At 42.6% G+C, this 14,411-nt stretch carries 12 protein-coding genes and 1 riboswitch; of the genes, 7 read left to right on the top strand and 5 right to left on the bottom strand.

The genetic code is table 11. The annotated features are described in order from the left end of the window. Nucleotides 1-44: 44 nt before the first annotated feature. On the top strand, nt 45-962 hold the full coding sequence (locus RMX98_RS13580; RefSeq protein ID WP_322675829.1) for an FAD-binding domain-containing protein: 918 nt from the start codon (nt 45-47) through the stop codon (nt 960-962). A 59-nt stretch (nt 963-1,021) separates the two neighbouring features. Next, nucleotides 1,022-1,438, top strand: coding sequence for a hypothetical protein (locus RMX98_RS13575; RefSeq protein WP_322675828.1), 417 nt, complete (start codon nt 1,022-1,024; stop codon nt 1,436-1,438). Nucleotides 1,439-1,597: 159 nt separating this feature from the next. Here the strand turns inward: RMX98_RS13575 and RMX98_RS13570 are convergent, their stop codons facing one another. Further along, a complete protein-coding gene (locus tag RMX98_RS13570) occupies nt 1,598-2,674 on the bottom strand; it encodes a sulfonate ABC transporter substrate-binding protein (RefSeq protein WP_322675860.1) in 1,077 nt (358 codons plus the stop codon). Between the two features lie 284 nt (nt 2,675-2,958). Further along, nucleotides 2,959-3,055, top strand: a riboswitch (TPP riboswitch). 7 nt (nt 3,056-3,062) lie between these two features. On the opposite strand from RMX98_RS13570, the gene thiC reads away from it, so the two are divergent. Next, nucleotides 3,063-4,436, top strand: a complete 1,374-nt coding sequence (thiC, locus tag RMX98_RS13565) for a phosphomethylpyrimidine synthase (protein WP_322675827.1) — start codon at nt 3,063-3,065, stop codon at nt 4,434-4,436. A gap of 167 nt (nt 4,437-4,603) precedes the next feature. Here the strand turns inward: thiC and RMX98_RS13560 are convergent, their stop codons facing one another. After that, nucleotides 4,604-4,783 carry a hypothetical protein gene (locus RMX98_RS13560; protein WP_409880926.1) on the bottom strand — a complete coding sequence of 60 codons (180 nt, stop codon included), beginning with the start codon at nt 4,781-4,783 and terminating at the stop codon, nt 4,604-4,606. 195 nt (nt 4,784-4,978) lie between these two features. Between RMX98_RS13560 and RMX98_RS13555 the strand changes: the two genes are divergently transcribed. Then, entirely contained in the window at nt 4,979-6,970 is a 1,992-nt protein-coding gene (locus RMX98_RS13555; RefSeq protein WP_322679702.1) for an alpha-amylase family glycosyl hydrolase, read from the top strand. A gap of 301 nt (nt 6,971-7,271) precedes the next feature. Further along, entirely contained in the window at nt 7,272-8,210 is a 939-nt protein-coding gene (locus tag RMX98_RS13550) for a phosphoribulokinase (RefSeq protein WP_322679703.1), read from the top strand. 93 nt (nt 8,211-8,303) lie between these two features. On the opposite strand, the gene RMX98_RS13545 is transcribed toward RMX98_RS13550, so the two are convergent. Continuing rightward, nucleotides 8,304-9,344: a CHAT domain-containing protein gene (locus RMX98_RS13545; protein WP_322679704.1), complete on the bottom strand. Its 1,041-nt coding sequence runs from the start codon at nt 9,342-9,344 to the stop codon at nt 8,304-8,306. Nucleotides 9,345-9,646: 302 nt separating this feature from the next. Between RMX98_RS13545 and radC the strand changes: the two genes are divergently transcribed. Next, nucleotides 9,647-10,378: a RadC family protein gene (gene radC / locus RMX98_RS13540; RefSeq protein WP_322679705.1), complete on the top strand. Its 732-nt coding sequence runs from the start codon at nt 9,647-9,649 to the stop codon at nt 10,376-10,378. Nucleotides 10,379-10,863: 485 nt separating this feature from the next. On the opposite strand, the gene RMX98_RS13535 is transcribed toward radC, so the two are convergent. Further along, nucleotides 10,864-11,655: an SDR family oxidoreductase gene (locus RMX98_RS13535; RefSeq protein WP_322679758.1), complete on the bottom strand. Its 792-nt coding sequence runs from the start codon at nt 11,653-11,655 to the stop codon at nt 10,864-10,866. A 207-nt stretch (nt 11,656-11,862) separates the two neighbouring features. On the opposite strand from RMX98_RS13535, the gene RMX98_RS13530 reads away from it, so the two are divergent. Continuing rightward, on the top strand, nt 11,863-13,416 hold the full coding sequence (locus RMX98_RS13530; protein WP_322679759.1) for a cation:proton antiporter: 1,554 nt from the start codon (nt 11,863-11,865) through the stop codon (nt 13,414-13,416). A gap of 102 nt (nt 13,417-13,518) precedes the next feature. Here RMX98_RS13530 and RMX98_RS13525 read toward each other — a convergent pair whose 3' ends face one another. Continuing rightward, nucleotides 13,519-14,076 (bottom strand): TIGR00725 family protein, encoded by a 558-nt coding sequence (locus RMX98_RS13525; RefSeq protein ID WP_322679706.1) that lies wholly within the window; start codon nt 14,074-14,076, stop codon nt 13,519-13,521. Between the last annotated feature and the right edge of the window lie 335 nt (nt 14,077-14,411).

Here is a 14,411-nt window from a genome sequence, read left to right as displayed (position 1 = left end):
CTACAAGTATTTTTGTTTATTTATTCTCACTCTTCAAAGTTCACATGACTAAAGATATGCAACGCGAATTTACCAACCGCGATGAGTTGGTAGCCTACCTGCACGAACAATTTCCAGATGCGGCACAACGCGATCGCCACATCAGTGAAACTGTGGGAGGACGCAAAGCGGCACAGAAAGCACTGCAACAAATCGACCCAGTTAGCTACGCGCAAACACGTAATTTTTTCACAGGTGCGGTCACGCGACTTTCGCCTTACATCCGCTATGGCGTTTTGAGTTTGCGAGAAATTCGAGATTATGTCCTTGAACGGGTACAGCAACAAAATGATACTACGAAACTAATTAACGAGTTAGGTTGGCGCGACTATTGGCAACGCTTGTATATAAAGTTAGGGAATGAAATCTGGAAAGACCAGGAAGAGTACAAAACTGGTTACACTGTAAGCGAATATACGCCCGAACTGCCGCAAGATATCAGAGAAGGAACTACAGGCAGAGTTTGCATTGACAGTTTCAGTCTTGATTTGAGAGAAACTGGTTATCTACATAACCACGCAAGAATGTGGCTAGCGGCTTACATTGTCCATTGGCGGCGTATTCGTTGGCAAGTAGGAGCCAAGTGGTTTCTCGAACACCTGTTAGATGGAGATCCTGCTAGTAATAATATGTCATGGCAGTGGGTTGCTAGTACGTTTAGTCAGAAACCATATTTTTTCAACCGTGAAAACTTAGAACGCTACACCAAAGGCATTTATTGCCAGAAATGTCCCCTTTATGGTCATTGTGATTTTGAAGGGAGTTATGAAGAATTAGAACAGCGACTTTTTCCCAAAGGCGAATTTAGTAAACAACCTAATAGCCAAAGTTGGCAGCGTGATAAAAAAGGGAAGAGGAGCAGGGGGAACAGAGGGGCAGGGGGAGCAGAGGGGCAGGGGGGGCAGGGGGAGAAGAACTATTAATTATTGTCTAATGCCCAATGCCCAATGCCCCATAATAAATGACAAATGACAAATGACAAATGACTAAACCAATTGTTTGGGTACATGGAGACTGCCTCAGTCCAAATAATCCCGCATTGCAAAAATATCCTGATGCCCCAGCTATCTGGGTTTGGGATGAGGCTTTGATAGAAGAATGGCAATTGAGTCTTAAACGCCTGACTTTTATCTACGAATGTTTGCTTGAGTTACCTGTTGTTATTCGCCGTGGCAATGTAGCACAAGAAATTTTAGCTTTTGCTCAAGAACATGATGCCAATTTAGTTGTTGCAGCCGATAGTCCCAGTCCCCGATTTGATGATATCTGTAATCAAATGGAACTTTCTATAGCAGTGGAAGTGTTAGAAGTAGAACCATTTTTTGACTATGATGGCTATATTGACCTGAAAAGGTTCTCGCGCTATTGGAAAGTGGCTCAAAATTATGTTTTTGAATAGACATCTTTCATAAATTACCAAATTACCGATTTCTTGAAGAGGTTTAGATTTGTGCTGAGTTAACGCGAAATAAGTCGGGAATAAAAGAGGGGTTTTTTATGATTTTTCAAACTCCAGTAGTTATAACTAATTAACTAACGTTAGACTTACTAATACAAATTACGAATTATTCACTTTTCCTTGCCAAACAATTTCCTTAACTTTGATTTCTTTCGGAATCAATTTAATTTTGTAGAAGGTATCTGCAATTTCTTGCTGTTTAGTAATTACTTCATCTGTGAGGGGCAGTACATCATACTCACGCCGCTTTTCTGCTATTTCCAACACAGGAGCATCTATACCCAAAGCAGGAGAAAGAAACTTAGCAACTTCAGTAGGATTATTCTTTGCCCAATCACTAACTTGCTTCACCCCATCCAGAACTATTTTCAAAGCAGCCGATTTGGTATCAACAAAAGATTTTGCAGCCAGATAATAACCGCGATTGGGGGCTAATCCCGTTGCGTCTACTAAAGTACGTGCGCCTGTTGCTGCTTGTGCTGCGGCTAAATACGGGTCCCAAATTGCCCAAGCATCAACGTTATTTCCCTCAAAGGCAGCACGAGCATCGGCTGGTGGGAGAGTTGCTGGCTTGATGTCACTGTATTGTATCCCTGCTTTTTCCAGCGCTTTGACTAATAGGTAGTTAGCATTAGAACCTTTGGCAAAAGCAACTTTTTTGCCTTTGAGTTCAGCCACACTTTTAATAGGTGAATTCTTAGGCACGAGGATAGCTTCAGCCTTCGGACTCCAAGGATCGTAGGCAACATAAACCAAAGGAATATCCCCAGCTTGAGCAAATATCGGTGGTGATTCTCCGGTATAGCCAAAATCAATACTGCCTGCACTCAATGCCTCTAGCATTGGGGGGCCAGCCGGAAATTCCGACCAAGTTACGGAAGATCCTGAAGCTGCAAAGGCTTTTTCCAATTCGCCTCTCGCCTTCAAGGCATAGAGGACAGTTGAGGCTTTCTGGTAGCCGATGCGAACTGTAGTGCCGCTAGCTGCTGGACTGGAGGTTTGGGTTGTCTGGGCAGAGTTGTTGCTGGCACTTGGAGAACAAGCAGAGACAGCCAAAGTTAAACTAAGTCCTATTGCAAACAGTGTAGAAAAGGTGCGGATTCTTCGTTGTTGGAACCTCTGGAGAAAGGCAAAAGCCATACCTAACAGTTGGTTTGGAAAGAACTTAGTCAACATCATCACTCTGCTTTTTGGGGTCAATAAATATTAGAGTTCAGTAAACCTACGGTCAATCAACGATAAGTTTATTGAATTACCGTATTATATTGGAATTTAGACAAAAAACATGGGTTAACAGTTTATTGACGCGAACCTGCGTAGTTTGAATCCCCAATCCGCCTTTGAGTGGAAACAGCGACTGCGGCAGTTTTTACCAACTTTATTAGAAGCGATCGCACTAACAGCAAGTCTGATAAATTGTTAACACTCTTGCCCCCAGATATAACCAAGGTGGTACACTACATCCATGCTAGGGGTGCCTACATAATCAGGCTGAGATCACACCCTTAACACCTGAGTCTGGGTAATACCAGCGGAGGGAAGCTGTTTATTGAGGAATTACAATATGCGGACAGAATGGGTTGCTAAACGGCGTGGGCAGAGTAATGTATCTCAAATGCACTACGCCCGCCAAGGTGTTATCACCGAAGAAATGCACTACGTCGCCCAACGGGAAAATCTTCCTGCCGATCTCATTCGTGACGAAGTAGCGCGGGGACGAATGATTATCCCGGCTAATATTAATCACACAAACTTAGAGCCGATGGCTATTGGTATCGCCTCTAAATGCAAGGTAAATGCTAATATCGGCGCTTCCCCCAATTCTTCTAATCTTCAGGAAGAAGTTGATAAGCTGAATCTGTCCGTGAAGTACGGTGCTGATACCGTGATGGATTTGTCTACAGGTGGCGGTAATTTGGATGAAATTCGCACCGCTATCATCAAGGCTTCTCCTGTTCCCATTGGTACGGTGCCGGTGTACCAAGCTTTAGAAAGTGTCCACGGCACAATCGAAAACCTGACTGCTGATGATTTTCTCCATATCATCGAAAAGCACGCCCAACAGGGGGTAGATTATCAAACTATCCATGCAGGGATTTTGATTGAGCATTTGCCCTTGGTGAGAAGCCGCATCACAGGCATTGTGTCTCGTGGTGGCGGTATTTTGGCACGGTGGATGCTACATCACCACAAACAAAACCCGCTTTATACCCACTTCCAAGATATTATCGAGATTTTCAAAAGATATGATGTCTCCTTCAGTTTAGGAGATTCTTTGCGTCCTGGTTGCACCCATGATGCCTCAGATGAAGCACAATTAGCTGAATTGAAAACCCTTGGACAGCTAACTCGCAAAGCCTGGGAACATGATGTACAGGTGATGGTGGAAGGGCCTGGACATGTGCCAATGGATCAAATTGAATTCAACGTCCGTAAGCAGATGGAAGAGTGTTCTGAAGCACCTTTCTATGTGTTGGGGCCATTGGTGACAGATATTGCTCCCGGTTATGACCACATCACTTCAGCCATTGGGGCAGCGATGGCTGGATGGTACGGTACTGCAATGCTGTGCTATGTAACACCCAAAGAACATTTAGGTCTACCAAATGCCGAAGATGTCAGAAATGGGTTGATTGCCTATAAAATAGCAGCTCATGCGGCTGATATTGCTAGACATCGCCCTGGTGCAAGGGATAGAGATGATGAACTTTCTAAGGCGCGTTATAACTTCGATTGGAACCGTCAGTTTGAATTATCACTCGATCCAGAAAGAGCTAAGGAATATCACGATGAAACTCTACCAGCAGATATCTATAAAACTGCTGAGTTTTGTTCGATGTGTGGGCCTAAGTTCTGCCCAATGCAAACTAAGGTTGATGCTGATGCGCTGACAGAATTAGAGAAGTTTTTGGCGAAAGAGGCTGTGACTCAAAGCTAACAGATTAGATATCTTGCAAAAGTCTCGGCGTTGCTGAATTGAAGTATGAATCCAGATGTAGAGACGTAGCACTGCTACGTCTCTACAAGGGTTTTGGTATTATGCAAAATCGTTTTCATACATGGAATCAGTAACGCCAAAGTCTCTAATATCCCTCTCCTTAACAACTACGGTGTACAAACAAGTTTCTTAACCTGCAATGGCATTGCATCGACTAACAATGGCATTGCATCGACTAACAATGGCATTGCATCGATTGACAATGGCATTGCATCGATTGACAATGGCATTGCATCGATTGACAATGGCATTGCATCGACTGACAATGGCATTGCATTGACTAACAATGCTATTTCTCTCGTTCCGATACTTTCTATGAGAAGGACATGATATAAGTCCTATAATTCTCTGGTTTTGGGGCTTAAATCCCCATCTAAATCTTCTCTATTCCTAGTCTCTAGTTCAACCTCTCGTCTGGAATCACACTCGGTTATTGTGTAAGAACTTGATAGTTGAACTTTGATCGCTCAGAGGTTTTTGTAATGCCTATCGATTTATTGAACCGTAAAAAAACTCATTTTGTCTTGTGGCGTCCCGGTGCTTCAGAATTAGCTCCCACTCTCTACATTGGCAACACTGCCCCTGAAAGCCCAGACAGATTAGCTAAATTCAGAGAAATTCCGCTTCATCAATCAAGAGAATTTCCAGAATTATGGGAAGTTTCGGCTCAAGAATCTGGTTTGACTGAAGGACAAGTCTATTTTTACTGGTTTAAAATCCGCAACTCAGACCCTTACGACTCTGCCAATGCTAACCAAATACTCTACTGTACAGATCCAACAGCGACGACTGTGGATCGACGCTTTCTTGCACCAAAACCGTCAGAATCGGGAGGCGTTACAAGCTTCGATCCGGCAAGCGTCGTGCTTTATCAAAATGGGACACTGATTCCCTGCGATCCCCAAGGGCAAACTGTAAATTGGGAAGGCGATGCTCCTTTAGAAACGCTGCCAACCAATAATCAACTGGTGATTTACGAATTACCAACCCGTTGGACAAAGATTAACTCAAATGGATCGATTGAAGAAGGAACTGGCACATTTCGTGACGTTTTGGCACTGTTGATTCCAGAAGCGATCGCTCCGACTTTTCCCATAGTCAGCGCCTTCAATAACCGCGCTCATCTTGTGGAACTGGGAATCAACGCCTTAGAACTTCTGCCACCAGAAGACAGTGATGATAATCTCAATTGGGGCTATGGTACAGCAAATTATTTTGCCGCAGATTTTGACTTAGGCCGCCCAGATAGCCAGTCAGCACCGACTGCTTCGACTGATTTAGCTAATCTGATCAAAGTCTGCCATCAGCAAGGGTTGCGCTTTTTTGTCGATGTGGTAATGGCATTCTCGCGAAATAATCCTTACCATAACGTTAACTTTTTGGAATTTTACATCAAATGGGCCAGTGGCGATCCAGAACAAGGTTCAAGAGATGGCTTTGGCGGCGATTTATTTAAGTACAACTATTGGGTAGAAGGCTATAATCCCATTACTGGACAAAAATCATGGCTTGTGCCAACCCGTGAATACTTAAAAGCCCATATTGCCCACTGGTTGGAATATTATCGGGTTGATGGTTTGCGGTTGGATAGCGTCAACAATATTGCCAACTATGACTTTTTGCAAGAATTTAAAGATTTTGCGCGCACCCTTTGGGATAAAAGAGGCGGAAGAGGCGATCGCTTCCTCGTAGTTGGCGAAGAGTTAAGTGTACCCCTATCTCTCATCCGACAAAATCGTTTGGATGGACTTTGGAATGAAAAATTTAAGCAAATCATTCGACAGGTGATTTTAGGTAAAAATGCCTGGGATGAACCCAGCTTTGAATGGAGTATCCGCAAACTAATTGATTGCCGAAACTTAGGCTTTAGCGATGGTTCTCAGGCGGTAAACTATATAACTTCCCATGATGTTGGCGGTTATGGTAACGAGCGTTTCTTCAGTTACCTGGTTAGTAATGGAATTGCTCATACCGAACCGCGCATTAAGTTGGCATTTGTCTGCCTGCTTACTGCCGTAGGAATTCCCATGATCCTAGCCGGAGACGAATTTGCCGATCAACAGGATTTAGCTACAACAGACGACCGTAAGCAGATTGACCCAGTTAACTACAGCCGCGTGAAAGATGATTGGCGGCAACGCATTTTCCAATACGTTGCTAGGTTAATTCGCTTGCGTAAAACTTTCAGTGCTTTAGCTGTAAATGATACTCAATTTCTCCATGTTGACTTTAACGATGGTAAACGAGTTTTAGTCTGGCAACGTGGTAATAAAGCCGATCAATTAATAGTTGTTGTGGCGAATTTCTCTGACTACGGCACTCCTATTGGTTCTGAGTACAGAGTTCCGAATTGGCCTGCAACCCCAGTTGGCAAGCAGTGGAAGGAAATTACTCAAGAGCGAATAGTTCCATCAGAATGGGTAGGCAGAGAAGGCATCTTCCCCTGGGAAGCTAAAGTCTACGCTCTAGTTTAATCTTGATGCCGCTTAGTGAAAGATAATATTAGATCAATCTGAAACTCTGCGGCTACATCCCTCATCATGCGTACAAATAACGCTGAAAGCGATTATACATACGTCAGTCACCATTCTGATTTCTGAATTCTTCTTCAAGTAGATTGTAATTATTATGCAATAAACCAGCGTACAGACATTCTATATGTAGAGATATTGCATACCAAGCCTAAGTTCAGAGTTACTTGCCTAAACCCTTCTAGAATAAAAACTATTGTAGGGAAATTTTATTACTAAACTTGCTTTTATTCTGGGAGGTATAATGAGCCGTCCAATAATTCTTGGTATTGTAGGTGACAGCGCTGCTGGGAAAACAACACTAACGCGAGGAATCGCTCAGGTACTCGGCCCAGAAAATGTTACGCTCATTTGCACAGATGATTATCACCGTTACGATCGCCAACAACGTGCAGATATTGGCATCACCGCTCTCCACCCAGACTGCAACCACTTAGATATTATGCAGCAACATTTGTCGCTGCTACGCACAGGACAACCAATTCTCAAACCAGTTTACAGCCATAAAACCGGCACATTCGAGCCACCGCAGTATATCAAACCCAATAAATTTGTGATTATTGAGGGATTACTCGGTTATTCTACTCGTGCTGCCCGTGACTCTTACGACGTGAAAGTTTACCTTGCACCACCAGAAGAACTACGCACTAAGTGGAAAGTCAAACGAGATACGCAAAAGCGCGGCTACACTGCTGAACAGGTACTAGCGGAACTAGAAAAGCGCGAACCAGACTCAGCACAATTTATTCGTCCGCAGCGACAATGGTCTGATATAGTCATTAGTTTCTATCCACCCACCGGGGAAGATGATGAAACCAATGGACATTTAAATGTGCGTTTGGTACTACGTCCGACAATTCCCCACCCAGATTTTACCCAGATTATCAACTCTAGCGATGGTAATTCTGACTCAGCGATCCGCCTGGGGCTAGACAGGGATATGAGTAAGCCTGTAGATGTCTTAGAAGTCGATGGTCATGCAACCTTAGACCAAGTGAATAAGCTAGAGCATATTATTTGTTCTGATATGCCCCATTTACGAAGTATTTGCGATCGCGAAAGTAATCCAGAATTGGGTAAAATTGCTGGTACAACTGGAGAAACACTGCAAAGTTATCCTCTGGCTTTGACTCAGTTAATTATTACCTACCACATGCTCAAAGCAACCCAAATTCATCAGTAATCAGTAAAAATGAACGAGTTTAAATAGTTTGCGATCGCTCACTGGCAGTTAAGCTTGGACTAAGTACTACAATTGTTTTGTTATGCTGAGGATTTAACTTAGCTGTGTTCTTCCAAGCCGGACAAGCTCTTGATGTGCCTCAACAACCTTTCCAGCGAGTTCATGCAATTCATCTACCACACGCCAAAACTGCTCAGGTTGTTCTTTCTCCCATTCAGGAGGAACAGTATTAAACCCAATTCTATGTGTTGGATAAGTATTGTAAGCAACATAAATTGTGTACTGTTCAATCAAGTCAAACAATTCTTTTCGCTTCGACTCTAAAACTGGGTCTATGAACTCATGTTCTGCATCTGCCCACTTAAATGAGAAGTTATGGAGTTGAGCAAGACGGTTAACTTGAAAGGAGAATCCAGCCATATTAGCTTCTTTGATAAAACGAATACTACCGTTTGAAGGAAGTTCCTCAAGAAAACGTTGGAATAATTTTTGATCTAGCTCTTTTCCTGGTAACTTTGTTTGACTTATCTCAACTGATGATTTTTGAGAAATGCTTGGAGGGAAAAGATTCATATTACTCTTTTTTTTGAGAACTGGTGTTAGTTCTTCTGGTATTCCATCTAACTCAATTGCATTTTGACCAAATTCAAAGGCATCTTCAATTACTCTTCCCGCCCCGATAGCATCATAAAATCCAGTTGCAAAGCTAATTGCAGCTTTATCACCAATAGCCTGCTTCATACCAATGACATAGTTGATATGCTGGCTTATTGCTTCAGCTTGAAACTCTGAGTAGCAAGCATTTAAGATTACACATTCTATTTGATTAGAGAAAAGCTTGAACAACTTGGCTAACGGCTCTGCCTTTACTAGATGGGGACAACCAACTACATCTTCGAGCAAGATTCCATCTTCACCTGCTCCATGCCCACAGAAATGTAATAAACGTGGTCTTTCATCCAATAAGGCACGTCGCAAATCTTCACTTCGCACTGCTAATCGCTTTTCCAACACAAACTGATCACGGTTTTTGGAGCGTCGTAATCCTTCATCAATTTCTCTCATCTCCTGATCCAATCTTAAAGCAGGCGTGGTCTTAGGATTTGCAGCCAGAATTACAATCTTTTGAGTCATTGTATTAATCAAGCATATAAGCAGTTGTAACCATAGTTTACTTTAGATAACCTTACAAGGGTTTAACGTTAAATTGACACTTGTGGTGAATGAGACTTTCCTACACTCCTTTAGCAAAGGCGATGATCATAGTTTGATCCAACACTTTGCCACTGATAGCCTTTATTCCATTGAGAGCAAGACGTACATAAATAGAGAAAATTTCCTAAAATTAAAGATTTTCTCAAATAAAGATGATTTTGCGAGCAAACGAGGGATAACTAAGGATAGTTCTATGTGTGGTGCTATTTTCTTAGTTTAATATGACCTATTGCCTCAGAATTGCCGACCTACCTACAAATGAGCGTCCGCGTGAACGATTAATGACGCATGGTGCCAAAATTTTAGCCACAGCAGAGTTAATCGCAATTCTTCTAGGCACTGGTCAAGGGCCAGGGAAATTATCTGCTGTGGGTTTGGGACAATATATCTTGAGCGAATTAGCCAAACACCAACGCGATCCTTTAGTAGTTTTGCGAGAAGTTAGCCCTGCTGAATTGATGCAAATTTCTGGTGTTGGCCCGGCGAAGGCGACAAGTATCTTAGCAGCAATTGAATTGGGTAAACGCGCCTTTCAATCTCGACCCAATGATGGCACATTAATTGATAGCCCACTTGCTGCTGCTGCTACCCTCAGTCAAGATTTGATGTGGCAGATACAAGAACGTTTTGCAGTGGTGCTATTAGATGTTAAGAATCGCTTATTGGGTACGCAAGTAATTACCATTGGTACTGCAACCGAAACCCTAGCATCTCCCCGTGATATTTTTCGCGAAGTTATCCGTCATGGTGCAACGCGGGTAATAGTTGCCCACAACCATCCTTCTGGGAACCTTGAACCGAGCCAGGAAGATATAGAATTGACGCGTCAGTTATTATCAGGGGCGCAGCTTTTGGGCATTCCGGTACTAGATCATCTGATTTTGGGTAATGGCAATCATCAAAGTTTACGAGAGCTGACAACCTTGTGGGATGAGCATCCGCAGGGGGATTAAAATAATTCGTAATACTTCTCTACGAGAGGCTGCGCGTAGCTTGCTTCCCCGGAGGGGTACGGCTACGCGGTAGTTGAATCTCGACTCACTTCGACGCCGCGGTAGTTGAGCGTAGTCGAAACTCAGTGCAAGTCGCTCGATTACCGCGTAGTCGAAACTCAGTACAAGTTCGTAATTCGTAATTAAAAATTGTTTCAGACTCTTATAGCTTTTCCTAATCCAATGAGATATATTTTAGCCGCCTCTCAAAGAGCGGGGAGGGGGTTGGGGGTGGGGTTCTTAGAGGATGTTTGAAAAGTCCTCTTGTCGGCATCAAAAGTTTTAGATCCCCCTAAATCCCCCTTAAAAAGGGGGACTTTGACTCCGGTTCCCCCCTTTTTAAGGGGGGTTAGGGGGGATCTAAAGTGCCTAAAGTCACAGCAAAACACTTTTCAAACAACCTCTTAGAGCCTAGTTAAGTAATCAAGCGGACATGATATTACAACTTATTTGCTTTTCTGCATATTTCTAACTAGTTTAGTCACCAGGTTTCTGGGAGTAAATCTTACAGATTCAGCGAGGAGCTTATTTTTAATTCCAGGAACGACAACAGTTTTGTTTTCAAATAGACCACGATAGCCGATTTGGGCTACTTTTTCCGCAGTCATAATTTTTTTACCGCTTATCAGCTTTGAGTCTTCCATTGCGGCTCTTTGTTGAAAACCAGATTCTGTAGGCCCTGGACAAAGCGCCGTCACTGAGACACCAGTACCTTCTAACTCATTAGCGATCGCTTCTGTGAATGATAAGACATAGGCTTTACTAGCGTAATATACTGCCATTAACGGCCCTGGTTGAAAAGCAGCAGTTGAAGCCACGTTTAATATTTTTCCAGATCCACGCTTAACCATACCTTTGAGGAATAATTTGGTTAAATGTGTCAGACATAAAATATTGACCTGTAGTAATTGCAGTTCAGTATTCAGGTCAGTTTCGTTAAATAATCCGTAGGTAGCAAACCCAGCATTATTTACCAGTACATCAACTTTGATTGATGCTTGTTCTAGTTCAGTAAAAATTTCTTCTGAGACTGATGGTTTAGATAAATCCTTGGAAATAACTTTGACATCAATGCCAAATTTATTTTTAAATTCGTCAGCGATTTTATTCAGCTTGTCCACGCTTCTAGCTACCAACACCAGATTGTAACCATCCTGAGCAAATAACTTCGCAAATTCATAACCGATGCCGCCAGATGCACCAGTAATAAGAGCCGTTTGTTTGCGATTATCTTGCATAATTTTTACGCTTTTACCGTGAGTGTTAATCTGCAAAATATCCTCAAGCATAGACGCTAATTCTTTATTTAACCGACCAGACTTAACAAATTCTGCATAAGTATCTGCTGCAATTGCCAAGAGTTCTCCTCGGAAGAACTTGCTAATTGGGCATAAATGAAGAGAGAATCTATCAGTCAAGTCAAACTAACTCTCCAAAATGTAATAGTGGATGTTACCGAATTAGTCAAAGTTTCAATTATTCTCTTGGTTGTGGCTACAGGAGTAGCTTTGCTGTCCCGGCGGTTGGGAATCCCTTATGTTACGGGTTTAGTATTAGCAGGTTTGCCCATCACTGAGTTATTGTCTCGTCGGATTGGTTTAAATCCAACCCTTGTTTTGGATCTTTTCTTACCAATTCTGATCTTTGAAGCTGGTATTAATACAGATGTCAGCCGTCTACGCAGCACCTTTAAACCAATTGCCCTACTAGCTGGGCCAGGGGCTGTGATTTCCAGTGCTATTATTGCCCTGCTGTTAAAATTTGTGCTGGGATTGAGTTGGATACCTGCCTTATTTGTCGGAGTAATTCTGGCAAACACTGATACAGTTTCCATGATTGCTGTATTTAAGGATATACCAGTGCCCTCCCGGCTTTCCACTATCGTTGAAGGGGAAACCCTATTCAATGATGCTGCTGCCCTAGTTTCCTTCAACCTGATTGTGCAAGTATATTCAACAGGCTCACTCACATTTATAGAAGGAATCCAACAACTACTATTTATCTCTCTAGGTGGCTGCCTTGTGGGGTTAGTCTTGGGCTACTTGAGCATACCTGTATTCGCCCGTTTAGATGATGCTCTTAGTAGCCTCTTACTGACGGTCGCAGTTGCATTAGGAACTTTTCAGATTGGGCAATTTATCGGTGTATCAGGCCCTGTGGCTGTAGTTGTCGCTGGATTAATTTTCGGAAATTTAGGGCTTTCTCGCAATACCTCTGCTTCTAGTCGCATCACCTTGTTGAGTTTTTGGGAATATGCCAGTTTTACCGTCAACACCTTTATTTTTCTGCTCATTGGTGTAGAAATAAACTTGGTAACGCTGTGGAAAACTTTACCTGCAATTCTACTTGCAGTTTTGGCTTATCAAATCGGGCGAGTTCTTACAGTCTATCCGCTACTAGCAGTGGTTCGTTGGATTGACCGCCCAATTCCGCTACGCTGGCAACATTTACTGTTTTTAGGCAACATCAAAGGTTCACTCTCAATGGCTCTGGCATTGAGCTTACCTTCTACACTGCCAGGGCGAGAAGTGCTGATAGCTATAGTTTTCGGCTGTGTGCTGGTGTCGTTAGTGGGACAGGGTTTAAGTTTGCCTTGGGTGGTAAAACGCTTAAAATTATCTAAATTTTCAGAGGCTCAACAACAGGTTGAAGAATTGCAAGCCCAGTTGATGACGGGTAAAGCAGCACAAGATGAATTAGATAGCTTGTTGAAATCAGGGGTTTTACCAAAAGCTGTTTATGAAGAGATGCGTTCAGCTTATCAGGTGCGAATTGCCGGTGCAGAAAAGACACTGCGAGAACTTTATAATCGTCGCCCTGATGAAGTGGAAGGTGGAAGTGGTAAGAGCAGTAAACTTGAAGCCATTCGTAGGCGTTTACTGTTGGCAGAAAAAGGAGCGCTCAATGAGGCAATGCGAAAGCGAATTCTCTCGGAAGAAATTGTCCGAGGGCGAATACAAAATCTTGATGAACAATTGTTAAAACTTGAAGATGATTAGAGTTTCAGAGATATCTTGCGTAAGTCCTAACTCTATTTTGGGAGATTCCTTGGCCCTAGTTTCTCCCTTTGGAGAAGACCTTACTGATTCACTAATTACTAATTAGTTTGAAGGAGGCAGTTTTCCTCCTGCCTGGTTGTTGGGCGTAGTCGAAACACTGCCTCCTGCTTTCGTTGATAAAATTGTTTTGGCAGTAGCGATCGCCTGATCCACATTCTCCACAATATAAACATTGTCTGGCGACAGTTTTTTAAAGAAAAGTTTACTTTCTTGATCGTTATTCAACAAAATTACTTGCTTATTTGCTTTCAAAGCTAGAGCAATTTCTGAAGCAGTTCCTGCACCCATACCACAAGCAATAACCAGATCGCTGGTAAGAACATTAATATTGTTTCTAGAATTCCCCATGTCTGTGAAAATCGCAATATCCACCCAAGAGGAAATTCCATCCTGATTCTCACCCGGAAGAATACCAATAGTTAAACCATCACCAGATTTTGCACCTTTACTTACTGCATCCATTACCCCTGCATTTCTACCACCAGTGAGTAAAACCCATCCTTGTTTGGCAATAAGTTGACCTAGTATATAAGCATTCTGTAAATCATTTGCTGTCGCATTTTCTCCCCGACCCATAACCCCAATCATAATTTTTCGCATAAAATTTCAGAATCTGTATTGATTAAGGTGCTACTTTTTCCCGAAACTGCTTCCCAGCAGAAAATAAAGGCACAGTAGATATAAAAATCCGCTTTGGTGTCTGTTCGCGCAGCTTGGTGTAGCTATACTGATTTGCGTAGACAGGGAATAGGGATGAAGGCTTCTTAGTTGTACTGAGCTTTTTCACGCAATCAAATATGAGTTCTATACATATAGATAGCACTATATAAAAGCGATGAGTAAAGCACACTCTAGAACACCGATTCAGTAATCAGAAAAGCAAGTAGTAGCCTTGCTCCCAGCGAAAATGCAACACATAAGCCAGGGATGCCAGA

The organism is Nostoc sp. DedQUE02, assembly GCF_034531035.1.
In the GTDB taxonomy this organism is placed as follows: domain Bacteria; phylum Cyanobacteriota; class Cyanobacteriia; order Cyanobacteriales; family Nostocaceae; genus Nostoc.
This window is presented reverse-complemented; position numbering and strand designations above follow the sequence as displayed.

Excerpts from the sequence above, each read along its gene's own strand:
- RMX98_RS13580 (WP_322675829.1), top strand. The coding sequence starts at position 45 with ATGACTAAAGATATGCAACGCGAATTTACCAACCGCGATGAGTTGGTA.
- RMX98_RS13575 (WP_322675828.1), top strand. The coding sequence starts at position 1,022 with ATGACTAAACCAATTGTTTGGGTACATGGAGACTGCCTCAGTCCAAAT.
- RMX98_RS13570 (WP_322675860.1), bottom strand. The coding sequence starts at position 2,674 with ATGTTGACTAAGTTCTTTCCAAACCAACTGTTAGGTATGGCTTTTGCC.
- thiC (WP_322675827.1), top strand. The coding sequence starts at position 3,063 with ATGCGGACAGAATGGGTTGCTAAACGGCGTGGGCAGAGTAATGTATCT.
- RMX98_RS13555 (WP_322679702.1), top strand. The coding sequence starts at position 4,979 with ATGCCTATCGATTTATTGAACCGTAAAAAAACTCATTTTGTCTTGTGG.
- RMX98_RS13550 (WP_322679703.1), top strand. The coding sequence starts at position 7,272 with ATGAGCCGTCCAATAATTCTTGGTATTGTAGGTGACAGCGCTGCTGGG.
- RMX98_RS13545 (WP_322679704.1), bottom strand. The coding sequence starts at position 9,344 with ATGACTCAAAAGATTGTAATTCTGGCTGCAAATCCTAAGACCACGCCT.
- radC (WP_322679705.1), top strand. The coding sequence starts at position 9,647 with ATGACCTATTGCCTCAGAATTGCCGACCTACCTACAAATGAGCGTCCG.
- RMX98_RS13535 (WP_322679758.1), bottom strand. The coding sequence starts at position 11,655 with ATGCAAGATAATCGCAAACAAACGGCTCTTATTACTGGTGCATCTGGC.
- RMX98_RS13525 (WP_322679706.1), bottom strand. The coding sequence starts at position 14,076 with ATGCGAAAAATTATGATTGGGGTTATGGGTCGGGGAGAAAATGCGACA.